The following is a 24218-nucleotide window of genomic DNA, read 5'->3' as shown; positions in this document are numbered from 1 at the left end:
CAGGGTGTGGTTTTCGTAGCCCACGTTCCAGATTTTGCCGTCGATTTTCTCGTCCGGCAGTTCCAGAAGCCGCAGATAGATGTCGCACATGTCGTCGATATGCAGGTTCGGGCGCTTCTGGCTTCCACCGAACACCGTGATGACCCCCTTGTTGACCGCGAGGTTCGTCAAGATGTTGACGGAGAGATCGAGGCGGCAGCGCGGACTGTAGCCGCAGACCGTGGCCGGCCGGATCGCAACACAGGTAAAATCCTTCGACTGGTGCTTGAATAACAGCGGTTCGCAGAGGCCCTTATATTTGTTGTAGAGCGTCAGAGGCACCAGTGGATGCTCTTCGGTCACATTGGGGTCTTCGGAAACGCCGTAGACCGAGCTCGAGGAGCAATAGACGAAGCGCCTCACGCCCGCTTTCTTCGCCGCGACGACCATCGGCTCGAAGCAATCGAAGTTGATCGACTTCGAGAGCCCTTCATCGAGCTCGAAACTCGGATCGTTCGAAATGCACGCGAGATGCAAGACAGTTTCGATCCCCTCGAATGCAGCACCTAGCTTTCTCGTGTCCCGGATGTCGCCCTCGATGATGTGCAGTCTCGGATTGCCGCGCGGCAGCTGGTTGGCCCCAAAGTAGCACGCATCATAAACCGTGACCTCGTAACCGGCGTCGAGCAGGCTTGGCGTAAGCACGCTTCCCACATAGCCCGCACCGCCGGTGACAAGGACACTCTTGAACAGTTTCGTCACGAATAGAGCTCCTGCTTTGTGTTTTTGCGCGGCACTACTCCGCCGCGGCCACTTTGCGACTCGCGGTTTTGATCGAATAGCCGGCGGCGGACGCGTCCTTATGGAACATGTGGACGGTCTCGAGCGAGTATTCCCCGAGGTCTTTGCCGACGAGGGACAGCTTCTTGAGCACGTCGTGCGTGACCGTGATGATATGACAACCGACCTCGTCCGCCTGGAAGATATTGAGAAGCTCACGCGGACTGGCCCAGATCAGCTCGGCCTTCGGTCTCGCCTTCAAAAGCTCGACCGCCTCGCGCATCACCGGCATCGGATCGACGCCCGTGTCGGCGATGCGGCCCGCAAAGACAGATACCATTGCCGAAACGTTCGGCGACAGGCTTTTTGCGACGAGACGCACCTGCTCGAGCGTGAGGAGTGCGGTGACGTTGAGCTGCACATTGCGTTGCGAGAGCGCGCGGATCAATGAGGCGGCAGACTCGCCCTTCGTATTCGTGATCGGGATTTTGACGAAGACGTTCTGCCCCCAGGAAGCGATCTCATCCGCCTGGCGCTCCATTTCGTCGAACGCATCGGCGAAGACTTCGAACGACACCGGGCGCTCTGTGACGACCTTGAGGACGTCACGAGCGAACGCCTCGTAATTTTCGACGCCGGCCTTCCGCATCAAGGTCGGGTTTGTCGTGAACCCCTTGATCAAGGGATTGCCGTGAAGCGCCTTGATGCCATCCAGGTCGGCGCCATCGGCGAATATCTTCACGCGCAATTCAGTCGCGTGTGGAACCTTGGTCATTGAACTTCCCCTCTCGTGACCGCTTTCATTGTGGACCCGCACCCAATCCCCTTCCTCCAGGCGGGCGCCAAGCCTTTGTTGGGTTTCTTATCCAGCGCTTATCTTATACATGGCCGTGCAGAATTGCCTCACTTGCTTCCCATAGCGAGAAAACTTCTAAATCCGGTTGAATTTCCAGATTTGCGTTGTAGTTGTACTTCAGAAGAATTGTCTTGCAGCCGGCCGCTTTTCCGGCACCCACGTCCCTCCAGCTATCCCCCACCATATAGCTCAAATCGGTTCGAATCGACCATTTTGCTGCGGCGGCGAACAACATGCCGGGCTTCGGCTTCCGGCAAAGACAGTTATCGCTATCCGTATGATAACAAACCTCGATTCCGTCTATAGGTAAGCCCTCCAAAAGTCGGCGGTGCATTTCCTCGCACACGTCGCGGCGCTGGCGGCCCGTCGCGACATCCGGCTGATTTGTCGCAACTACGAGGCGAAAGCCGGCCTCGCTCAACCGGCGGACCGCGTCGGTCACGCCGGGCAAAAGCTCGAACTCATCGAGGGTCTGCGGCGGGTAGGCCTTGCCGTCGCGCACGAAGGCCCGCACCAGGACACCGTCCCGGTCGAGAAAAACGGCCCGATCGTGTAAATCCGCCCGCTCACGGCTTTGCGAAAGCTGCCCCGCCATGCCCATGTCACCATTTCGTCCGGCGTATTTGCAGCTCCGGGTGAGACACGAGACAGTGCCAGACCACCGCCTGGAAGGACTCGGTGTAGGGCGTCACCAGCGCTGGATCGACGGTCGGCACCACAACGACGGCATCGCCCACTCGCGCCGTGTAGCCGGTCTCGCGCCCGACAACGCCGAAAACCTTCATGCGCCGCGACTTCGCCTCGTCGAGTGCGCGCACGATATTGACACTGACATTGCGTTCCGCATCTCCCCCGCCCACGGAAAAGACGAGCACGGCATCTTTCTCGTTCCCGCGGCTGATCTTGAGCCATTCGGAGAAGACCGTGTCCCATCCCTCGTCATTGGTGCGCGCGGTCAACTCCGAGACATTGTCGACCGGTGCATAGGCCTCAATGCCGCAGAGCTTGCGGAAATCGTTGACCGCGTGGCTCGAGTTGCCGGCACTGCCGCCGACGCCAAGGATAAAGAGGCGCCCGCCGCGTTCGCGGAGTGCCGCAAGCTCCTTCGCCAAACGCTCCACGATGCCGCGATCGATATCGGCTGCGATTTTGGCAACCCCGCCAAAATAGGTGTCGGCGTGACTCATGTTCGCATTTCCCTCAGCGCGCGGCGCGTGGACGGGTTGGCTAGAGCACTCCCGTCAACGGTCCCTTCTCGAGATAGACGATGTAGGAGCGGCCCCACCAGCCGACATCCAAGTGGCGGATGAAGCGCCAGCGTGTCTTCTGTTGATACTCGAGAAACGCCCGCGCGACACCTTTCATAGGGGTTCCCTTGAAGCCAGCGAACAAGTCGTCGATGTAGATGACCGATCCTTCCTGCAGCAGCGGGTCGATGAAATCGAACACCGGCACGGCGGATTCGTACAAGTCGCAATCGATATTGACCAACGCGATCTTGTTCTCATTCGCCACGAACGTGTTTTGAAGCGCGCGGCTCAGCGAATCCGAATAGAAGCCTTTGACGGTCTTGACGCGATCCGTATAGATGCCATGCTCACGAACCATGCGCAAAAATTCGTCTTCCGCGGTGGTGAGGGCGCCGCGCTTCCAGATCTCCACACTCGACTCCGAGCGAAGCTCGGGCAGCCCCTCGAAGCTGTCGAAGGCCCAGAACTTCATTTCGGCCGGATCATGGCGCCGGGCCTCCGTCAATGCCATTCGAAATGTGCGGCACCGGTGACAGCCATACTCGTGGTAGTCGCCGCGAATACGGTTATCGGTCAAAAAATCGAATGTGCGGCGGAAAAAGAGCGCCTTCTCGGTCTGGCGATTTGTCTGGTTGTAGGCGATTTCCTCGTCCTTGTTCCAGTCGGCGAGGGCAGCACCATTGCCGAGCTTCACCCAGGGCTCGCCGCGCACGCCTTCGATCCCAATCGGGGCATGCTCGCGTGCTTCTTTGTGCCGTTCGGATTCCTGAATTTTGGGCATCGTATGGCTCCCGAATAATGCGGGCTGCGGGTGCCGCCCCGACCGCCGTCCGCGAGGATCGTCCTCAGGATCTCAGCTTGTCCGCCACCTTCATGGCGTGATCGATCGTGTCGTCGATGTCGACGTTGTAGAGGTAGCTGCCGGCGCGGCCAATCGAAAAGACGCCCTCGGGCATTTCCGCGAAATATTTTTTAGCCTTGGCTTTCTCGGATTCGAACGGCATCGGATAGAGTTTGTTCTTCGTCGAGGGAAGCTCGAGACTGATGAGCGTGGTCGGCGCCTTATGGAGCGTGAACTTCTTGTACTCGACAAGGCGTGTGAAACGCTCCGGGCCCGCGTAGTAGCAAAAATATACATGTTCCGGCATGGCGAATTCGACCGGCAGCACGATGAGATGCAGCTCCCGGCCGACGTAAGGTAGCTCCCCATAGCACGATGCGAACAATATATCCGGCGAAATCGTATTCACGATGATGTCGAATGTGCTCTTTCGGCCGCCGATCACGACCGTTTTCCTGGGGATGTCGTAGGATTCGATTTCGGTGTTGAGATAGACTTTTGCTTCCGCCGTCGCAATCCGAAAATAGTCGTTGTAGCCGTTGAATGCGATCGGATAGGCCGAGATCGCCGTGTCCCACGCGGCACGCGGACCCTCCTTGATCGTGACACCTTTGGGCGACCAGGTGAAATCGTCGATCAGCTTGTTGTCCGGAATCATCCACATCTTGCGGGAATAATTGTCGACGAACTTGCGGTAGAGAGTCTCGCCGATCGAATAGATCCAGAACTCCTCGAAATTCTTCGCGGCCCCAGCCCCGTTGAGTTGCATGAGCTGCTGGCGCGTGGTGCCGGCGAGTTCGTCCTTCGACAATCGGCTTATGGCGTTTGCGCTGATGGACGACAGCTCGGCCTCGATGGTTTTGCGTTCGGGCATCCGCGACAAATCGTCGCGGTGAATGGGATAGGTGTAAAAAGCCTCGTCCCGTTCGATGTAGGTGAGGAACTGATGATCCGCGCATCGGCGCATCGGCACATAGGAATTCAAAAATTGAAAGACGTGCTCCATCGGCGTCAGGAAATGACGCGGCCCGAATGTGTGGGGGTGACCGCCATACGTGACGGTCCGCACGCCCGCACCGAGATGCGGACCCTTTTCGATGACCGTCGTGTCCCAACCGCCCATGAGGGCGAGCTGGTGTGCCGCGGCACAGCCGGAAAAACCGCCGCCGATGATGAGGGCCTTCTTCACGATCCGGTCCGACCTCCGCGGCGTCGATTCATGCCGAACATTTTGCACGTCCACCGCGGAACCCGGCGGCCCATGCCGTGCCGCAATCCCACAATTCGCGTGGGAGGGAACAAAAGCAGAAAAGCATTCTCACCGGCATCCGCGCCGCCTTTGCATGGGAATGGGATGGAGCTTTGAATCCCCAGATGAAGTCCGCGCGAAGATCGATAATCCACCAGCACCTGTCAAGCATCTTCGGCCCGACTAAGGCCAAGTAAAATCGATGCGTTCGCGCTTTCAGCGGCGGCGTGTCGGGGCTTGGGCTTGATGGTGCCGACGCGCAGATTTGAACTGCGGACCTACTGATTACGAATCAGTTGCTCTACCCCTGAGCTACGTCGGCGCCGTGCAGAAGGCCGTTGCGGCACGGGCGCTGAGCGGCCTCGATAAGGTTGCGGAAGCTACGCTTGCGGTCCCCATCCGTCAACCGTGCGCGAACGCTGCTTCGGCCACAGCCGGCATCGCAAGCCTTCGTCATTGCGCGGGCCCTGGCACCTTCGCGCGAGCGGGCGCACGGCGATATTGTCAATCGCATTAATGAATTAGCGCTTAAGAGGCAGCGCCGAGATCGGTCGCGGCTTCGGCGGGCCGGGGTGCTTCTAGTCCTCTCGCGTCGGCCGAAGCCCCCGCTGTCACCGCTGTCGAAGCACCTTCGCTCGAGAGCTGCGGGGTATGCGCGGGGCTTCGCCAATGAAGCTTGTCGTAGGCGCTGCAGTGTGCGCAGAACGGCGCCCAGGCAGCATGGGCGGTCCCGCACTGCTCGCACGTCCAGGCTGGATCGGGTGTCGCCGTCGTCGCCCGCGCAAGCCACGCGCGCGAAGCCGCCCCATCCCCATGCTCGGCCTCCTCGAGCGTTGCCCAGAGCCGACAGGCCCGCGCCGTCAGCCCACGATCCGCGCGCGTTCCAAGGGCTTCGAGCGCGTGTCGCGCCTCGCCCCAGAGCCGGGCATCGAGGGCCGCTTGGGCGAGGGCGAGGTGACTTTCGGGATCGGCGGGTCGGCGGGACACGAGCCGCTGCATGCGCATCAGGCGTTTTAGCGGATCCTGGTCGTCTTCGAGTGCGAGATAGGCCGCCGCCAGGTCGGGATGGGGTGCGCGGGACCACGCCTCTTCGATGAGACGCCGCGCGCGACGATGCTTGCCCGCATTTGCGCAGAGGCTCGCAGCGCGCACCACCGCCGGCGTGAAGGAGGGATCGAGGTCGACCGCCCTGCGCGCGTCGCGAAGGGCAGCGTCCTTGTCTCCGCTTGCCTCGGCCGCCTTGCCCGCTTGATAGAACGCGATGGCGCGATTGCGCTCGGACTCGGCCGTCGTCATCGCATGCGCGCGCGTCGCGAGCCGTGCCGTGTCCGCCGCCGCAAGCCATTCGCCTGCGCGCAACTCGAGTTCGTGAAGCGTCGTCAGCACCCATGCTGTGTTCGGCCGCAGCTCCCGCGCGCGCCGCGCAAGATCGAGTGCCGCGGGCGTATCGCCCTTCTTTCGCGCCTGGACGATGAGCCCGCGCAAGCCCAGGAACCTGGTCCCGGGACGATCGAGCATTGCAGTGAAATATTTGCTTGCCGCCGCCTCATCGCCGTTGAGCTGTGCGGCCTGGGCGGAAAGCAGCAGGGTGAGTGGCGGCTCGCCGAGCAGAACGTCGGCCCGACGCGCCTGCCGACGCGCCTCGTCGGCATCGCCTGCCGCGACCGCGACCATGCCCTGGGTCAAGGCGCGATAGCCCTTGAGCCGGCGGCTCTCGCGCCGATGGCGCATCATTCTGCCCGGCGTCCCCCAAACGAGGCGCAGCGCCCAGAGGAGAATCATGGCGACGGCGGCGAGAAGCGCGAGCGCTGCGAGAAGGACCGCGACGTCCGTATCGACGCGATAGCCGAGCCAGGTGAGCGTGACCGCACCCGGATGATCCGCGACCCAGGCCACGGCCGCGGCGAGCACGGCGAAAACCAGAAGATAAACGGTTGCCCGGATCATCGCGCGTCGTTCCCCATGACGAAGGGGCTCAAGACCGGCCCTCATCCAGGTGCTTGATCGCGTAGCTACCGATTTCGTCGAGGGCGAGGTCCGCGGCGAGCCGCGCCTTTGCCTCCTCCAGCCATGGTTTGACCGCGTCGGCCGCCCGGCCGCTGAGACCTGTGAGCTGGGTGACAGCCCCGGCAAGATCCCCCGCGTCAATCCTTGCCCCCGCGCGCGCAAGTACGGCATCCGCACCCTCGCCCGAGACATCGCCGTTCACCCGGCGAACGACGAATAGTCGCGAGAGACGGGCAAGAGCCTCATCGGTCCAGCTCGAGCCAGCCGGCTCGGCCGAAGCGCGCGCCGCCGCGAGGGCTACGGCGTCGAAACGCGACGTCAAATCCGTGCGCGTCGCGATCCCCGTGGCCGCATGCACCTTGAGCTCGGCAAGCGGCCCCGCGAGTGCGGCATCGCCTTCGGCGAGGGCCACAACCGCCGCAAGCGCCTTGTCGTAGGACGTCTTGCGGGAAAGCGCGTCCCGAAGCTGACCGACCGCGAGTACGAGTGCGACACGCCGTTCAGTCGCCTCGTTGCTATTCTTCGTCAGCACCTCGAGGGCCGCGACACGTTGGCCGAGCGACGCCGTCTGATCGGCGAGGCCCGCGAGTTTCTCGGGATCGGCCCCGGGCTTCGGTTCCGGGCGGTTGACGAGATCGCCGAGGCTCGCCTCGAGAGCCTTGATGCGTCGCTCGATGGCGCCAACCTCACTGCCGAGTTCGGCCGTTTTTGCCGAGAGCTCGGCGCTGGCGCCGGCCGTCGCCTCGGGTTGTGGGGCCGCGATGCGACTCTCGAGCGTCTCGAGCCGCGTGCGCAACGCTTGAACCTCTCGGTCGGACACGGCAGTGCTGCGATCCGCGGGCGGTTCGAGCCCGACGAGCGAAGCCCAGTAAGGAAGGCTCAACGTACCGGCAAGGATCAGCCCCGCGAACGCCGCGGCCCAAAGTGCCGTCGCAACCGCACGGGAGCCGATAGGGCGCCGTACCGCCGACGGGGGCGGTGCCTCCTTTGTCGATTGGTTAGCTTGCTGTTGATTGGCAGCGGGCGTTGGCTCGCGCACCGGAGCGTCTTCGACAGTACCCCGCGAGGCGATGGACGGAATGGCTGTCCGCACTTCCGGCGTCGGCTTCGGCGGCGGCGTTCCAGGCGAGGCCGCGGCAATCTCGTCCGGAGCCTGGAGTTTGCCGTTCAAATCAGTCTTGAGATCGAGGTCGGAAAGTGAAACCCCCTGCTTCGCCGCCGCGGCAAGCACTTCGGCGACACGCGGCTCCGGGATCGTACCGCGTTCCTTCCACCCTTGGACGGTGGTGACCGGCACGCCGAGCTTCGCCGCCATGGGACGGATGCCCCCGAAAGCGCGAATGACCCGCGTCGCCTGAGTCTCCGCCGCGTCTTCGGGCTTGTTGTCTTTCGCGTCCGTCACGCTATCGGCCTTGTTCATCGGTGCTGGATCTTCCACGCCACTCGGGAATGTCGACGACGCCAGAAGATCGAGAAGGGCCGCCTGCTCCGGCCGCGACGCCGTTCGCACCGCACGCCAGCGCACGGCACTTGCTGCTTCCGCGACCGACGGGCTCAAACAAAATGCGATCAGCCGCGCGCATGTTTCCTCCACGCCGGCGCTGCGCACGAGAAGGATAAAAGTTACGGCACTTCGGTCGGAGAATAGCAGGACCGCATCGAGCGAGCCATCGCGAAGGGCCGCCACGACTGCACTCGACAGCGCCTTTGCCGGCACGGCCTCGTAGAGCGTCACACGCCGCACCTCGAAGCCGTCGGGTGCGAGCATCGCCGCGAGATCGCCCTTTACGGCGGCACCGGCACCATGCAGCAGCGCTCCGCTCGCAGGATCGACCTTGCGCCGCACGAGGGCGGCAAGTGCCGCCACATCGCCGTCCGCACTCTCCACGTTCGCAAAGCCCGCTTCGCGCGCCACCTCGGCCGTGCGTGCGCCAATCGCATAGACCGGAAGGTCGCGTCTGCTTTCAACGGCTGCGAATGCGCGCGCACCGTTCGCCGAGGTGAAAAGCAACGCTGCAACGCCATCGAGAGAGGGTGCAGGTGTTGCGATGGGCTCAATCTCGAGCAGCGGCTCGATCGTGCTTTCGATGCCGCGAGCCCGAAGGAACTGGGCGAGCGCTTCCGCCTCCGCGCGGGGCCGGGTGATGAGGACGCGCATGATTCAAGCTCTACCGATATCCGCGCGCCAAGGAAAGGGGGTGCGTCGAGGTGATATGAGCTAGACTGCGGCCGGCATGATCATCCTGGGCATCGAGACAAGCTGCGACGAGACGGCGGCGGCCGTCGTGCGCGACGACCGCAAAGTGCTGGCCGAGCGGCTTCTCTCCCAGGCCGAGGCGCATCGTCCCTATGGCGGCATCGTGCCCGAGATCGCGGCACGCGCGCACCTCGAACATATCGATCGCCTGGTGGCGGAGGCGATGGACGAGGCGGGCCTCGGTTTCGGCCAGCTCGACGGCGTCGCCGCGACCGGCGGCCCCGGTCTCATCGGCGGCGTCATCGTCGGCGTCATGACGGGAAAGGCGATTGCGGCGGTCACCGGCAAGCCTTTTCTCGCGATAAACCATCTCGAGGGTCACGCGCTTTCGGCACGTCTTGTCGAGGATGCGGCATTTCCCTATCTCCTGCTCCTCGTCTCGGGCGGGCATTGCCAGCTCTTGGCCGTCGAGGGCGTCGGGCGATATCGCCGGCTCGGCACGACGGTCGACGACGCGGCGGGCGAGGCGTTCGACAAATGCGCGAAGCTCCTCGGCCTCGGCTACCCCGGGGGTGCCGCACTCGAAGACGCCGCACGGGCGGGGAATCCGAAGCGCTTTTCGCTGCCGCGCCCGCTTCTGGGGCGGCCCGGATGCGATTTTTCTTTCTCCGGTCTCAAGACCGCGGTGCGAATGGCCATCGAGTCCCGCCTCACCGGCAGCGCCGAGCTCGACCGGCAAGACGTGGCCGACCTCGCCGCGAGCTTCCAGGCTGCCATTGCCGACGTGCTCGCCGACCGGACCGCAAAGGCGCTCAAGACGTTCCGTCATCACCATGCCGATGCGAATACACTTGTCGTCGCGGGTGGCGTTGCCGCTAACCGTACCCTGCGCCACCGGCTCGAACGCGTCGCGGGCGAAGCCGGCTTCCGCTTCCTCGCACCGCCGCCGCGGCTTTGCACGGACAATGCCGCGATGATTGCGTGGGCGGGCGTCGAGCGTCTGAAGCTCGGCCTCATCGATCGGCTCGACTTTGCGCCGCGGCCGCGTTGGCCGCTCGACCCGGACGCCCCCGCGGCGATTGGCGCCGGCGTGAAGGCGTGAGGCTAGTGTGGCGAAACCGAAATCCGCCAGATTTGGGGGCGGGACCGGGAGCGGATTTCGGATTCAAAGCCACACGAGCAAAATATTCTATCTAGTGTGGTATGCGGATTTGAAGTTCCAAAACGCGGATGCCACCGAAATGTTAGGAACTTCAAATCCACCACACTAGTGTGGCGAAACCGAAATCCGCCAGATTTGGAGGCGGGACCGGGAGCGGATTTCGGATTCAAAGCCACACGAGCAAAATATTCTATCTAGTGTGGTATGCGGATTTGAAGTTCCTAAACGCGGATGCCACCGAAATGTTAGGAACTTCAAATCCACCACACTAGTGTGGCGAATCCGAAATTCGCCACATTTGGGGGCGGGAGCGGATTTCGGATTCAAAGCCACAAGAGCAAATTATCGTATCTAGTGTGGTATTCGGATTTGAAGTTCCGAGACGCGGCCGCCGCCAAAATCATAGGACCTTCAAATCCACCACACGCGTGGCCCGTGCTGCATTGAGGGATTGCTGTTCGCGATGGCCGGGAAAATTCAACGAATCGGTATTGTGGGCGCCGGCGCCTGGGGTACGGCCCTATCGTTCGTCGTGCGCCGGGCCGGACATGAGGCGATGCTCTGGGCCTATGAACCGGAGGTCGTCGAAGCCATCAATGGCCATCACGAAAATCCGCTCTACCTTTCCGGGGTGGCACTCGATCCAACGGTGCGCGCCACGGGCTCGCTTGCGGAAATCGCGAAGGCCGATGCGCTCCTGCTCGTAACACCCGCCCAGGCGCTGCGCTCGATCGCGACCCGATTGGCGCCGCATATCGGGGCGGGAACGCCGGTCGTGATCTGCGCCAAGGGAATCGAACAGCGCACCGGCGCCTTGCTCAGCGAAGTCGCGGTCGAGTGCCTACCGGCAATACCGCTCGCGGTCCTTTCGGGGCCAAGCTTTGCATCGGAGGTCGCACGCGGATTGCCGGCTGCATTGACGCTTGCCTGCCGCGACAAGGCCATGGGTGAGCGTCTCGTGGCCGCGATCGGCAGTGCGAGGTTTCGACCGTATCTGAGCGACGATCTTGCCGGTGCCGAAATCGGCGGCGCCGTCAAGAACGTGATCGCGATCGCCTGCGGCATCGTGGCGGGATGCGGCCTCGGCGACAATGCGCGCGCAGCCCTCATCACACGGGGACTTGCCGAAATGGCCCGCCTCGGCATCGCGAAAGGTGCGCGTCCCGAGACGTTCATGGGGCTCTCGGGCCTCGGCGACCTCACGCTCACCTGCAACGGGGCGCAATCGCGGAATTTCTCCCTGGGCGCAGCGCTTGGAGAAGGACGCAAGCTCGACGATGTTCTCGCCGAGCGCCGCTCGGTCGCGGAGGGAGTCACAACCGCAGTCTCGGCGGTCGAGCTCGCGAAAAAACTCGGTGTCGAGATGCCCATCTCTACGGCCGTTCACGTAATCCTGCATCGGGGTGCCTCGATCGACGACACCGTCGCCAAGCTTTTGGCGCGCCCTTTCAAGAATGAGCGACTGCAGAGTTAGCGTCGCAAGTGACGGACGCTATCCCGAGGGGCCATTCATCGGATATTGTGACGCCGCAAAGCGGAAAGACTGCTCGAAGGTTCGGGGACAGCGTCGTGGCGCACTGGCTTTTCAAATCGGAACCCGAGGAGTTCTCCTGGGACGATCTCGTGGCGAAAGGGTCGACCGGTTGGGACGGCGTGCGCAATTACCAAGCCTCCAACAATATGAAGGCCATGAAGATCGGCGAGCGCGGCTTTTTCTATCACTCGGGCGACGAGAGGCGCATCGTCGGCATCGCCGAGGTGTGCGCGCTCTATCATCCCGACCCGACCGACCCCACGGGCCGCTTTGGCATGGTCGACCTGAAGCCGGTAATGCCGGCCGAAAGGCCCGTGACGCTCGCCGAGATCAAGGCCGAGCCGCGGCTCGGCAACCTCGCCCTCGTCCGCCAATCGCGCCTTTCGGTCGTGCCCATCGGGGCGGAGGAGTGGCGAATCCTCTGCAAAATGGCGGGTGTGAAGCCCTAGCAGCATGAGCGATCGCGTCCGTCCCCTGATCCTCTGCCGGCTCGATGAGATCCCCGAGGGCGAGGGGCGCGGCTTTACCCTCGGCCAAGGGTCCGAGCAGACACTTATCGCAGTCTTCCGCCAGGGCAAGCGGGTCCACGGCTACGTGAACAGTTGTCCCCATGTGGGCACACCCCTCGACCTGATCCCGGATCGCTTCATGACCTACGACAAGCGTCACATTCTTTGCGCAACCCACGGCGCACGGTTTCGCGTCTATGACGGCTTTTGCTTCGCCGGCCCCTGCCATGGCCAGCGCCTCGAGCCGGTACCTGTCGGGATCGCGGACGGCATGGTGATTCTTGGCGGCGGTACGGGATCAGCGGCACGGGCTTGAGCTCGTTCGAGGCTGCCACGGCGCTTGTCTGTCAGGTACCTTTCTCCGATAATTCCTGGCCGCCGCAGCACCCGAGAGCGGCGCGCCCACAGGGCGAGGGCCGTGGCCCGAAAAGCCCTAGCATTCGAGGGAACGTTATGGACGATCAGGTATTCCCGGTTCCGCACGGTTGGGCGGAGAAGGCCTGGTGCAACGAGGCCAAGTACCGCGCCATGTACAAGCGCTCGATCGACGATCCCGAAGGGTTCTGGCGCGAGGAGGGAAAGCGCCTCGACTGGTTCAAGCCCTATACGAAAGTCAGGGACTGCTCCTTCACAGGCGACGTGCATATTCGCTGGTACAGCGACGGGAAACTGAACGCGTCATACAACTGCCTCGATCGCCACCTGAAGACGCGCGGCAATCAGATCGCGATCTTGTGGGAAGGCGACGACCCGAAGGATAGCAAGCACATTACCTACAAGGAATTGCACGCGGAAACCTGCAAGTTCGCCAATGTCATGCTCGGCCTTGGCGTCAAGAAGGGGGATCGCGTCACCATTTACCTGCCGATGGTTCCGGAGGCCGTGGTCGCCATGCTCGCCTGCGCGCGCATCGGCGCCATCCACTCGGTCGTGTTCGGCGGTTTTTCGCCGGACAGCCTTTCGGGGCGCATCCAGGATTGCGACTCGAATCTGCTCATCACGGCGGATGAGGGCCTGCGCGGCGGCCGCAAGGTGCCGCTCAAGGCGAACGCCGACAAAGCCCTCGAGGCGTGCCCGACCGTCAAGAACGTGATTGTGCTGAAGCATACCGGCGGCAATGTCGGATGGAAGGCGGGGCGCGATCTCTGGTGGCACGATCTCGTCGCGAAGGCGCCTGCGAACTGCGAGCCGGTACACCTGGATGCGGAGGACCCCCTTTTCATCCTCTATACCTCCGGTTCGACCGGCAAGCCCAAGGGCGTTCTGCATACCACGGGCGGATATCTCGTCTTTACCTCGATGACACACCAGTACGTCTTCGACTATCACGACGGCGACATCTACTGGTGCACGGCGGATGTCGGGTGGGTCACGGGGCATAGCTATATCGTCTATGGCCCCCTCGCGAATGGCGCTACGTCGCTGATGTTCGAGGGGGTGCCCAACTACCCGGATGCCTCGCGCTTTTGGCAGGTGTGCGACAAGCACAAGGTGAGCATCATCTATACGGCACCGACCGCAATCCGCGCGCTGATGCGAGAAGGCGAAGCGCCCGTCGAAAAGACGTCGCGCAAGTCCCTGCGTCTCTTGGGCAGCGTGGGTGAGCCGATCAATCCGGAGGCCTGGCTCTGGTACCACAGGGTCATTGGCGAGCATCGCTGTCCGATCGTGGACACCTGGTGGCAGACGGAAACGGGCGGCATCTTGATCACGCCGCTGCCCGGTGCGACGGCGCTCAAGCCGGGATCGGCGACCAACCCGTTTTTCGGCGTCAAACCCGTCGTGGTCGATGCCGCCGGCACGGTGCTCGAAGGTGCGTGCGAGGGAAATCTTTGCATCGCCGATTCCTGGCCCGGCCAGATGCGCACCGTCTTTCGCGATCACGAGCGGTTCGTGCAGACTTATTTCTCGGCTTACAAGGGCCTCTATTTCACGGGCGACGGTTGCCGGCGCGACGAGGACGGCTATTACTGGATCACTGGGCGCGTCGACGATGTGATCAACGTCTCGGGCCATCGTCTCGGTACGGCCGAGGTCGAAAGTGCCCTCGTGGCCCACGCGCTCGTTGCCGAAGCGGCCGTTGTCGGCTATCCCCACGACCTCAAGGGCCAGGGGATCTACGCGTATGTCACGTTGAAAGCGGGTGCCGAGCCGACCGAAGCGCTCAGGAAGGAACTCGTCCAGTGGGTTCGCAGGGAAATCGGCCCGATTGCGTCTCCCGATCTCATACAATGGGCGCCGGGACTGCCGAAGACCCGCTCCGGCAAGATCATGCGGCGCATATTGCGCAAGATCGCCGCCAACGAATACGACGCGCTCGGCGATACGAGCACGCTCGCCGATCCACATGTCGTCGACGATCTCGTGGACAATCGCATGAACAAATGACGCCGCGCGATCGTTAGGGCAAATCGCGGCGGGTCTCGAAGCAGTAGTTATTATCCGCGAACGCTCGCGTCCGTTCGTAGCCCATCGCGCCGAGTTGCCGGCTGGTCTTTTCAAGATCGTCGTTGATCTCGATGAAGAGCACGCACCGATTCTCCCGGAGAAATCGCTCGGCGCCCGCGAGGAAGGATTGCTCGCCACCCTCGACGTCGACCTTGAGCACGGCACTTTTGTCGGCGTGCGGGAGCAACCCGTCGAGACGACGCAGGGATATCCTTCGGGACTGCCAGTTTTGGTTCGGTACCGCGCCGCCCACTTTCGAGAGGCCGGCATTCGATCGCGGCGACACCAGGAATTCCCGATCGTCGGCGTCGAGGTCGCCGAGCGCGCACTCATGGACGTGGATACCCGAAAAGCCGTTCATTGCGAAATTGGCGCGCTGAAAGGCCGCCAGCCTCGGATTCGGCTCGAAACTGTGAATTTCGGCCACGCCGTGGCTTGCGGCAACGCAGGCATAGAGCCCGAAATGGGCGCCGACATCGACAAAGATTTCCGGACTGCGCCGTGCTACGGCGTCCTCGACCGCGGCAAGAAAATCCGGCTCGAACCCACCGCCGATCAGGATCTTCCGTGCGACATAATCCTTCGTGTCGAGCAACAGATTGAGATCGCGCCAACGGAAGACCGAATAGTGATCGGTTCTGCGGTGCCGGCGATGGAGGAATTTCTTCCGAAACGAATAGAACAAGTCGTCCCTCGGGGATGGGGGCAAGCAATCGAACTTGGGATCGGGCCGAAGTGGGCTACCTCCCATTGGGTCGGGCTATTCAGGTAGGGGGATGAACTCCGGATCGCCGGCCACCATCGCGAATCGGCCGGCCTTCCAATCCGCCTTGGCTTGTTCGATGCGCTCGCGGGAGCTTGAAACGAAGTTCCACCATATATGGCGGTGCGCCCCGAGCGAAGCGCCGCCGAGCAGCATGACGTGCGCCGGCGAAGGCGAGGAGAGTGTGACTTCGGCGCCAGATCTCAGCACGAGCATTTGTCCCTCGGCATAATGTCGGCCGAGGATTTCGACTGCGCCCTGCACAATATAGACGGCGCGTTCCTCATGCTCGGTCGGAACGGAAAATACCGCACCCCCTTCAAGCGACACATCGGCATAGAGCATCTCGGAAGACACCCGCACAGGAGAGGTCCGGCCGTAAAGCGATCCGGCGATGAGGCGAACGCTCTTGCCCTCGCCCGAGAACATGGGCAATGCGTCGGCACCGTAATGAACGAACGAGGGTGCGGTCTCCTCCTCGGCCTCCGGCAATCCCACCCAGGATTGGATTCCGGCCAAGCGCGAACCCTTTCCGCGCAGATCGGAGCCGGTGCGCTCCGAATGGACGATGCCACGGCCCGCCGTCATCCAGTTCACCTCGCCGGGCCGAATCGTCTGCACGGTCCCGAGGCTGTCGCGATGCACGATCTCGCCCTCGAAAAGATAGGTGACGGTCGCGAGACCGATGTGAGGATGCGGGCGGACATCGATGCCCTTGCCCGCTGGAAACGACACGGGACCCATATGGTCCCAGAACACGAAGGGGCCGACCATCCGGCGCTCAATCGCCGGCAGGACCCGTCTCACCTCGAACCCGCCGAGGTCCCTAGGCCTTGGCGTGACGGTCGTTTCGATCGCGCCCGTACCCTGCTTGCACGCCGCCTCTTCCCCTGGATGCCAGCTCATCGATCCCTCTTCATCAGAAGTCGATGCAACGGCCCTTTCGCTCCCAATCCCCATAGCGTGTCGGCTCGGGGCCGCTCGGCCCGCCCGTTTCCGGTACGATTTTCTTTTTATTGAGGCGTGTCGATGCGTCGGCCTCGGCGGGGGCATCCGGCCGGGCGGTCGAGGTATTGGTGTCGTCAGCCGCAGGGTTTTGGCCGGATTTGCCGATGCGAGCCTCGCTCATGGGGGTAACCTTAGGTCGCCAGGCGGCGCCTGCCAAGCCTTGAACGAAGGCCCGGTTCGTCCCCATTTGACCCTCTGACGCGCTCAACCATTTTGCGGCTTGTCATGAACATCTTTCGCACCGGTCTGCTGCTCGCGGCACTCACCGCTATTTTCATGGTCGTCGGCTATGTCGTCGGCGGCCAGGGCGGCATGATTGTCGCCTTGCTGGTGGCGGCGGCAACCAACTTGTTCGCCTATTGGAATTCGGACAAGTTGGTGCTCAACCTCTATGGCGCGCGCGAAGTCGACCGTGCGGCGGCACCTGGGCTTTACGGCATCGTCGAGCAGCTCGCCGACCGCGCCGGCATTCCGATGCCGCGCATCTACGTCGTCGACCAGGAACAGCCGAATGCGTTCGCAACCGGCCGCAACCCGGAGCATGCGGCCGTGTGCGTAACGACGGGCCTTCTCAACACCGTCGATCAGCAGGAGCTCGCCGGTGTGCTCGGACACGAGCTCGGGCACATCAAGCACCGCGACACGCTCACCATGACGATCACCGCGACCGTTGCGGGTGCGATCGGCATGCTCGCGAACTTGGCTTTGTTCTTCGGCGCCTTTGGCGGGCGCGACAGTCGCAACAATCCGCTCGGCTTCATCGGCGTAATACTCGTCGCGATCCTGGCGCCGATCGCGGCAACGCTCGTGCAGCTCGCGATCAGCCGCTCGCGCGAATACGAGGCGGATCGCGGTGGGGCGGAGATATCGGGCCATCCCCTGTGGCTCGCCTCCGCACTCGAAAAGATCGACGCCTATGCGCAACGCGTCCCGAATCCGATTGCCGCGGCACATCCTGCGACGGCGCATCTCTTCATCATGAATCCGCTCTCGGGCGCGCGCATGGCCGGCCTCTTTGCAAGTCACCCTTCAACCGCCAACCGCATCCGGCGCCTGCGGGAGATGGCCGGCGTCAGCGGGCCTTGGGGATAGACGCTTACTTGGGGATAGGCGAGACCTTGGGGCTTGTCGAGGCCGCCCTATCCGCCCATTCTGGCCGCCCCAATCCCGGCCGTGGCGCTATTCTGCAGTCCTCATTTCAACGAGACGAGCCTTCGTGAGCCCGCGAGCGCCTAAATCGGCATCGATGCAGCAGCAGCCTCCGGCGGCACGGGGGGCTGCACTCGACATCCTCGCCCAGGTTCTCGATCGCCACACGCCGTTCCACGAATTGCTCGAGAGCCACCCGGCACTCGCCGCGCTCGAGGCGCGCGACCGAGCCTTCGTTCATGTCATGGTCGCCACGGTGCTGCGGCGGCTCGGCCAGATCGATGCGCTGGTTGCGCACTGCCTGCGTCACCCGTTGCCGCCCAAGGCGAGGGCCACGCATCATCTTCTCCGACTTGGCGTCGCACAGCTGCTTTTCCTCGGCGTTCCCGCGCACGCCGCGGTGAGCGAAACGGTGATGCTTGCCGAGTCGGTCGATCGCGGCGGCTTCAAGTCGCTTGCGAATGCGGTCCTGCGCCGCCTCGCGAGCGAAGGAGAGGCTCTCGTCGCAGGCCAGGACGCCGTGCGGATCAACACGCCCGATTGGCTTTGGGAAAGCTGGCGTGCCGCTTACGGCGAGTCGGTTTGCCGGGCGATCGCCGCGGCGCATTTGACCGAGCCGCCCCTCGACCTGACGGTCAAAGAGAGGCCGGGGGCGTGGGCCGAGCGGCTCGGCGCCGTGGTTTTGCCAACGGGAACCCTGCGACGGCCGGTCGTCGGCGAGGTAAGTGCGCTCGCCGGGTTCGCCGAAGGGGCCTGGTGGGTACAGGATGCGGCGGCGGCACTTCCCGCCCGGCTGCTCGGCGAGGTGGCTGGCAAGCACGTCCTTGATATTTGCGCGGCCCCCGGTGGCAAGACAGCACAACTCGCCCTTGGCGGCGGCCACGTGACCGCACTCGACCGTTCCGCCACGCGGCTGAAGCGTGTTGCGGATAACCTCGCACGACTCGGTCTGAGGGCCGATCTCGTTGCCGCGAATGCGGAGACATGGCGACCGGAATCGCCGGCCGACGCGGTGCTGCTCGACGCCCCTTGTACGTCGACGGGAACGATCCGACGTCATCCCGATGTGGCGCACCTCAAGACCGCCGAAGACGTCGCCCGCATGTCGGCTGAGCAGGATCGCCTGCTGCATGCGGCGGCCGAGATGGTGAGGCCAGGTGGGCTCCTCGTCTTTTCCACCTGCTCGCTGCAGCCCGAGGAAGGGCCGCTGCGCATCCGGGCGTTCCTCGACCAGGATGTCCCCTTTCGGCGACGCACCCTCGTGCCCGCCGAGGTCGGCGGCATCGGGGCACTTATCAACGATGACGGCGACTTGCGGACTCATCCGGGCCATCTTGCCGGCGAAGGCGGGCTCGACGGTTTCTACGCCTGCCGGCTCGAGCGACTCTGAGCGGGCGCCATTGCCCCCGTCGCCTCCGCGGCTTGCGGGCTTCAGGCCAAGCTGATAGGAAGCGTCACATGCAACGTGCCGTGCGCATTGCCCCGTCGATCCTGTCCGCCGACTTTGCGAAGCTCGGCGAGGAGGTGCGCGCCATCACGGCCGCCGGTGCGGACTATGTCCATATCGACGTCATGGACGGACATTTCGTGCCGAACATCACGATCGGACCCGCTGCAGTGAAGGCAATTCGCCCGCACAGCCCCTTGCCGTTCGATGTCCATCTCATGATATCGCCGGCCGACCCTTATATCCCGCTCTTCGCCGAGGCCGGCGCCGATATCATCACCGTGCATCCCGAGTCGGGCCCGCATCTTCATCGCACCATTCAGCTCATCAAATCGTTCGGCAAGCGCGCTGGCGTCTCGCTCAATCCCGCAACCCCTGCCAACGCCGTCGACTATGTGCTGTCCGAACTCAACCTCGTGCTGGTGATGAGCGTCAATCCTGGCTTCGGCGGGCAGGCGTTCATTTCCTCGCAGCTCGACAAAATCAAGGCCCTTCGCGCTCGCATCGACGGCCTCGGCAAGCCGATCGACCTCGAAGTCGATGGCGGCGTCAATTTCGAGACCGCGCGCCTTGCAGTCGAGGCCGGCGCCGATGTGCTGGTTGCGGGTACCGCGACCTTCGGCGGCGGCCCTGCCGCCTATGCCAGCAACATCGCAAAGCTCAGAGGGCATGCGTGATGAGATGCAATCGTGCGGCCGGTGACTGGATGCACCGATGATCCGCGCGCCCGCATCCTCGCGTGCAAACCTCAAGCAATTCCAAGATCGAGTCCGCGCAGACTTCGAGCGCGTGGTCTTTGCGAGCGGGATCTACCGCTTGTCGCTCCTCGGCACCTCACCCAATGGCTTGGCGCAGAACATCGCCGTCGCCGCCGGCGACGTGCGGCGTGGAAGCGAGATAATGCGCGGAGAATTCGCGATCGCCGGAGACCGCATTACGGCGAGCAATCCCTTCGCCATGCCGGCCCGCGAGGAGGTCCAAGCAGCGCTTCACGGATTTCGCTGGCTCGCGGATCTGCGCGCCGAAGGATCGCAGGCGGCAAGAGAGTGCGCGCGCGCGCTCATCTCCGGTTGGCTCGAACGCTGTAGCGAGTGGTCGCCGCTTCCCTGGCGCGGCGACGTCCTCGGCCGGCGTCTCATTGCCTGGCTTGCGGAATACCCGTTCTTCACGGAGGGGTCGGATGACTCGTTCAGGGCCGAAGTTCTCCGCGCCTTGGCGCGCCAAGCGCGCCATCTCGAGCGCGTGATACGGCTCGGCACCCCTTCGCTCGGGCCGGACGGCAGCAGCCGGCTTGGTGCTGCGGTCGGACTCGTTTATGCGAGAATCTCGTTATCGCGGGCGAACGAACCGCTTCAACGCGCACTGGCGCTGCTTCTTCGGGAGGTCGACCGGCAGGTCCTTCCAGACGGCGGACATTTCCAGCGCTCACCTGCCCTTCAGCTCGATATCCTCAATGCATTGGTCGGCGTGCGTGCAGCCCTCGTGGCCGGCAAGCACGAGCAGCCCGGCGGACTTCAGGGGGCAATCGACCGCATGGCGCCGATGGTGCGCTTTTTCCGGCACGGCGACGGCGGGTTGGCACTTTTCAATCACACGGCCGAAGGCGACGCGGCCGGTATCGATACCGCCCTCGCCGCAGCCAACGCCCAGGGGACTGCGCCATCGGCAGCACCGCACACCGGCTTTCAGCGCCTCGCAGCAGGACGGGTTCTCATCGTCATGGATACCGGCACGCCGGCCGCACCCGAAAGCGACGGCCGCGCCCACGCGGGCACGCTCAGCTTCGAACTCAGCCACGGGCGGGAGCGGATGATCGTGAATTGCGGAGCGCGCGCCTATGCGAGTGACGAATGGCTGGTCGCACAACGCGCGACTGCCGCGCATTCGACGCTGGCGCTCGCGAACGCAAATTCCTCCGAGATCATGGGCGACGGTCGCCTCGGCCGCCGGCCGAAGCATGTGCTCTGCCGGCGCGAAGAGGTGGATGGGGCGGTGCTGATCGATTCAAGTCATGACGGCTACGAGCCGCCCTTTGGCGTCCTCCACCGCAGGCGCGTTTATCTCGCGGCCGACGGCGCCGATATTCGCGGCGAAGATCGTCTGACGCGCATCCGATCCGGAGATGCGCTCGGATTGGCGGTACGCTTTCATCTCCATCCCGACGTTCGGGCGTCGATCGTTCACGATCGCACCGCGACCCTCCTGCGTCTGCCAAGCGGTGCGGCCTTTCGTTTCGATGCGGCGGGCGGGAGGTTGACGCTCGAAGAAAGCATTTATCTCGGCGCTTCGGCCGGCGGTCGGCGCACCGAGCAGATCGTCCTCGAAAGCACGCTCGCCGGCGAGGAAGCGCATGTCAAATGGTCGCTCCGTCGCATCCCGACATAATCCCTTGCGGCTCAGAGATCCGGGAACTCGAATCCGCTCAAAACGCCTTCAGCTTGCGAAACGCGAAGATCACCATCCGCAGTAGCAGCCAGCCGTGTCGAAAGCGCGAGATTTGCGTCTCGCCATATCGCCGGCTGGCGTAGCGCACGGGCACCTCGACGACTTTGAGATTGAGCTTCGCCGCGCCGAAGATAAGGTCGAAATCGCCGAAGGGGTCGAAGTCGCCGAAATAGTCGCGATTGGCCGCGATCTCCCGGTAATGATGCTTGCTGAGCGCCTTGGTGCCGCAGAGCGTGTCGGTAAAGCGCTGGTTGAGGAGCCAGCTGAAGAGCCAGCAAAAGACGCGGTTCGCGACCAGATTGAGAAACCGCATCGCCTGATCCTCCATTGGATAGACGAGGCGCGAGCCATTGATGAATTCGCCGCGTCCCGAGCGAATGGCTTCGTGGAACCGGGGAATCCATTCCGGCGCCACGGTCAGGTCCGCGTCGAGGATGATCAGGACGTCGCCGCTTGCCGCCTCGAAACCCGTGCGCACCGCATCGCCCTTTCCCTTCCCACGCTGCGTGAGCACGCGGATATTGCGCTCCGGATAGGCATCGATCACGCGCTCGATTTCCGGGCGCGTGCCATCGGTGCTGCCGCCCTCGACGAAGAGGATCTCGAGATCCTCGCAAAATCGCGGCAGACGCTGGATCGCGGGCTCGATGTTGTCGCGTTCGTTCTTGCAGGGAATGAGGACGGTTGCGGAAAGCAGGCTCGAATCTTCCTTCGGGTGCGGTCGCGCCACCACGTAGTTACGGAGGGCGAGCCTGCGCACGAGGGGAAGTGGCGCTATGTAGCGATTGACGAATCGGCCGAACCCGAAGCATCGCTTGGGTATCAGTTGGCGCCATTCGCGCTTCACGACCTCGAAACCGGCGAGTTCGACGAGGGCCGAGATGTCATCCGACGAGAGCCAGTTTTGTGGCTCGAGCTGCATCTTCTGGCCCATCCATTCGGCGAGTTCGAGGATGGGCTCCCACATCGCCGAGTAGTAGCTGATGATGACGCGGGTGTCCGACGAGCAGAGCTTGTGAAGTTGCCGCAATGTCGTCTGGCAATCCTCGAGCTCGCCGATCGTATCGGAAACGAGGATGACGTCGAACGGTCCGCCCAGGCGATCGAGTGTTGCAGGATCCTCGACATCGCCCTCATGGAACTCGAGGAAGGGATACCGGGCCTTGGCGACCTCGAGCATCGCTTGGCTGAAATCGACCCCAACGCCCCTCGACGGTCTGAGGGCGGCGAGGCTGTCGCCGATGCCGCAGCCAAGCTCCAGCACGCTCGCACCCGGCGGCACCAGGAAGTCGAGGTAACGTCGATCCTCCTCATAATAATAGGCGTTGCGTGCGATCCAATCGGGCCGCTCGCGCGCTTGTCGCTCGGCGCGCGCCAATATGGCCCGTTTGCGGGGCGAGAGACGGCCTGGATCCAGGCTCATTCGCCGTCCATCCCCATCGTCATCCGATTCTTTCCCGTCCGGCGCTCGCCCGACGCGAGCCAGACGAGACCGCCCGGAAGGCTTATCACGGTGTTGACGAGACCGAACAGCACCGAGAGCGTCAATGCACCCCCGGCAGGCACGCCAAGCAAGCCGAATCCCGTCACAAATGCCTGCTCGCGCACGCCCCAACCTGCGACCGAGATCGGAATGACCGTCGCAAGAACGGCGAGCGGCACGATGACGAGGCAATCGGGCCAGCTCACGGCCAGGCCGAGGCCCTTCGCCAGGATCGCCACGACGACAATGACCCCACCTTGATTGACGAGGCTGTAAAGAAGCGTCGGCGCCGCCCGGCCCGGTGTCAGGAGGACGTTTCGCAATTCCGCAGAAAGCTGTGCGATCCCGCGCACGATGCGGAAGCGCTCGAGCGAGAAAGGCAGCCTGTCGAGCGCTATCGCGATGGCGAAGCCGAAAAATCCAATCCCGAGCAGAAGCAAGACTCCAATCTCAGCGCGGGAGTCGGCCACGCGTGCGAAGAAGAGCGGAAGGGCCGCGAGCACGAGCAGCAAGAGTGCGGCGAGCGCGATAAGACGGTCGACCATCACGCTCAAGACGGCGGTTGCCGCCGGCAAACCGGCGCGGTTCGCCCGCCACATTCGCACGGCGTCGCCGCCGAAGGAGGAGGGCAGCGTCAGGTTGAAAAAAAGGCCGATCAGGACGAGGGGGAATGTTGCGCGCAAGCCAAGGGGCCGCCCCATCGCCTCGAGGATTTTCGACCAGCGAAGGGCCGAGGGGATCGCGAGCAGCCAGAGCACCGCTGCCGCAGCAATCAAATGTAGACGCTCGACCGCCAGGAGCTGCCGCCAGAGTGCGCCGACGTCTTGCCCACGCAGCAAGAGCCAGATGAGTAGGGCCGATACGCCCACCTTGGCCAGAAACTTCCACATCCGAGTGGGTTGCCTTGAATTAGACGGTCCGGGCACTGCCTGTGGGGCGCCGCGCCGCGTTTGATATCAGGGGAGACGCTTGGGGGCAAGGTGGGGGGTCGAGCGCGATGCGGGTCAGGGCCTGACAATCGTGAGCTTGCTTCGTGCTATGTATAATTGTAAAACGTGACGCCTATTCTAACGAAAGTTGGTCACCGCAGATGAGCATGAATAAAATCAAA

The 24218-nt window shown here is 63.4% G+C and carries 22 protein-coding genes and 1 tRNA gene; 9 read left to right on the top strand and 14 right to left on the bottom strand.

Annotated features, from left to right (window positions below):
• The 9 genes from VEJ16_18270 to VEJ16_18230 form a co-directional block, all read right to left on the bottom strand.
• The coding region (locus tag VEJ16_18270; GenBank protein ID HYB11608.1) for an SDR family oxidoreductase at positions 1–741 on the bottom strand (741 nt) is incomplete at its 3' end.
• Positions 742–775: 34 nt separating this feature from the next.
• Positions 776–1534 (bottom strand): transaldolase, encoded by a 759-nt coding sequence (locus tag VEJ16_18265; protein ID HYB11607.1) that lies wholly within the window; start codon positions 1532–1534, stop codon positions 776–778.
• A 103-nt stretch (positions 1535–1637) separates the two neighbouring features.
• The gene (locus VEJ16_18260; GenBank protein HYB11606.1) at positions 1638–2210 is read right to left on the bottom strand and encodes an HAD family hydrolase; all 573 of its coding nucleotides are present in this window, start codon (positions 2208–2210) and stop codon (positions 1638–1640) included.
• Positions 2211–2217: 7 nt separating this feature from the next.
• On the bottom strand, positions 2218–2802 hold the full coding sequence (locus VEJ16_18255) for an SIS domain-containing protein (protein ID HYB11605.1): 585 nt from the start codon (positions 2800–2802) through the stop codon (positions 2218–2220).
• A 40-nt stretch (positions 2803–2842) separates the two neighbouring features.
• Positions 2843–3646 carry a TylF/MycF/NovP-related O-methyltransferase gene (locus tag VEJ16_18250; GenBank protein HYB11604.1) on the bottom strand — a complete coding sequence of 268 codons (804 nt, stop codon included), beginning with the start codon at positions 3644–3646 and terminating at the stop codon, positions 2843–2845.
• Positions 3647–3710: 64 nt separating this feature from the next.
• Complete coding sequence (locus tag VEJ16_18245; GenBank protein HYB11603.1) at positions 3711–4895, bottom strand: FAD-dependent oxidoreductase; 1185 nt, start codon at positions 4893–4895, stop codon at positions 3711–3713.
• 307 nt (positions 4896–5202) lie between these two features.
• Positions 5203–5277: transfer RNA gene (locus VEJ16_18240), tRNA-Thr, on the bottom strand.
• Positions 5278–5483: 206 nt separating this feature from the next.
• A complete protein-coding gene (locus tag VEJ16_18235; GenBank protein ID HYB11602.1) occupies positions 5484–6902 on the bottom strand; it encodes a heme biosynthesis HemY N-terminal domain-containing protein in 1419 nt (472 codons plus the stop codon).
• 28 nt (positions 6903–6930) lie between these two features.
• Positions 6931–9120: a uroporphyrinogen-III synthase gene (locus tag VEJ16_18230; GenBank protein HYB11601.1), complete on the bottom strand. Its 2190-nt coding sequence runs from the start codon at positions 9118–9120 to the stop codon at positions 6931–6933.
• 76 nt (positions 9121–9196) lie between these two features.
• Between VEJ16_18230 and tsaD the strand changes: the two genes are divergently transcribed.
• From tsaD to acs, 5 genes are all read left to right on the top strand, one after another.
• A complete protein-coding gene (tsaD, locus tag VEJ16_18225) occupies positions 9197–10261 on the top strand; it encodes a tRNA (adenosine(37)-N6)-threonylcarbamoyltransferase complex transferase subunit TsaD (protein HYB11600.1) in 1065 nt (354 codons plus the stop codon).
• A 523-nt stretch (positions 10262–10784) separates the two neighbouring features.
• Positions 10785–11795 carry an NAD(P)H-dependent glycerol-3-phosphate dehydrogenase gene (locus VEJ16_18220; protein HYB11599.1) on the top strand — a complete coding sequence of 337 codons (1011 nt, stop codon included), beginning with the start codon at positions 10785–10787 and terminating at the stop codon, positions 11793–11795.
• A 95-nt stretch (positions 11796–11890) separates the two neighbouring features.
• Positions 11891–12304, top strand: coding sequence for an EVE domain-containing protein (locus VEJ16_18215; GenBank protein HYB11598.1), 414 nt, complete (start codon positions 11891–11893; stop codon positions 12302–12304).
• Positions 12305–12308: 4 nt separating this feature from the next.
• The gene (locus VEJ16_18210; GenBank protein HYB11597.1) at positions 12309–12680 is read left to right on the top strand and encodes a Rieske 2Fe-2S domain-containing protein; all 372 of its coding nucleotides are present in this window, start codon (positions 12309–12311) and stop codon (positions 12678–12680) included.
• A gap of 137 nt (positions 12681–12817) precedes the next feature.
• Positions 12818–14752: an acetate--CoA ligase gene (acs, locus tag VEJ16_18205; GenBank protein ID HYB11596.1), complete on the top strand. Its 1935-nt coding sequence runs from the start codon at positions 12818–12820 to the stop codon at positions 14750–14752.
• 13 nt (positions 14753–14765) lie between these two features.
• On the opposite strand, the gene VEJ16_18200 is transcribed toward acs, so the two are convergent.
• The 3 genes from VEJ16_18200 to VEJ16_18190 all read right to left on the bottom strand — a co-directional run bounded on the left by VEJ16_18200 (position 14766) and on the right by VEJ16_18190 (position 16704).
• Positions 14766–15497 (bottom strand): FkbM family methyltransferase, encoded by a 732-nt coding sequence (locus tag VEJ16_18200; GenBank protein HYB11595.1) that lies wholly within the window; start codon positions 15495–15497, stop codon positions 14766–14768.
• Positions 15498–15572: 75 nt separating this feature from the next.
• The gene (locus VEJ16_18195; protein HYB11594.1) at positions 15573–16481 is read right to left on the bottom strand and encodes a pirin family protein; all 909 of its coding nucleotides are present in this window, start codon (positions 16479–16481) and stop codon (positions 15573–15575) included.
• A 13-nt stretch (positions 16482–16494) separates the two neighbouring features.
• On the bottom strand, positions 16495–16704 hold the full coding sequence (locus VEJ16_18190) for a DUF1674 domain-containing protein (protein HYB11593.1): 210 nt from the start codon (positions 16702–16704) through the stop codon (positions 16495–16497).
• A 104-nt stretch (positions 16705–16808) separates the two neighbouring features.
• Between VEJ16_18190 and htpX the strand changes: the two genes are divergently transcribed.
• From htpX to VEJ16_18170, 4 genes are all read left to right on the top strand, one after another.
• Positions 16809–17675, top strand: coding sequence for a zinc metalloprotease HtpX (gene htpX, locus VEJ16_18185; protein ID HYB11592.1), 867 nt, complete (start codon positions 16809–16811; stop codon positions 17673–17675).
• 124 nt (positions 17676–17799) lie between these two features.
• A complete protein-coding gene (locus VEJ16_18180; GenBank protein HYB11591.1) occupies positions 17800–19122 on the top strand; it encodes a transcription antitermination factor NusB in 1323 nt (440 codons plus the stop codon).
• Positions 19123–19190: 68 nt separating this feature from the next.
• Positions 19191–19856: a ribulose-phosphate 3-epimerase gene (rpe, locus tag VEJ16_18175; protein HYB11590.1), complete on the top strand. Its 666-nt coding sequence runs from the start codon at positions 19191–19193 to the stop codon at positions 19854–19856.
• 37 nt (positions 19857–19893) lie between these two features.
• Positions 19894–21564 (top strand): heparinase II/III family protein, encoded by a 1671-nt coding sequence (locus VEJ16_18170; protein ID HYB11589.1) that lies wholly within the window; start codon positions 19894–19896, stop codon positions 21562–21564.
• A gap of 37 nt (positions 21565–21601) precedes the next feature.
• On the opposite strand, the gene VEJ16_18165 is transcribed toward VEJ16_18170, so the two are convergent.
• The gene (locus VEJ16_18165) at positions 21602–23047 is read right to left on the bottom strand and encodes a glycosyltransferase (GenBank protein HYB11588.1); all 1446 of its coding nucleotides are present in this window, start codon (positions 23045–23047) and stop codon (positions 21602–21604) included.
• Positions 23044–23997 (bottom strand): lysylphosphatidylglycerol synthase transmembrane domain-containing protein, encoded by a 954-nt coding sequence (locus tag VEJ16_18160; protein ID HYB11587.1) that lies wholly within the window; start codon positions 23995–23997, stop codon positions 23044–23046. Before VEJ16_18160 ends, VEJ16_18165 begins: the two co-directional genes overlap by 4 nt.
• Positions 23998–24218: the final 221 nt, after the last annotated feature.

Source organism: Alphaproteobacteria bacterium (genome assembly GCA_035625915.1).
Classification (GTDB): domain Bacteria; phylum Pseudomonadota; class Alphaproteobacteria; order JACZXZ01; family JACZXZ01; genus DATDHA01.
The sequence above is the reverse complement of the archived record's forward strand: the minus strand, read 5'-3'. Positions and strand labels throughout refer to the sequence as shown.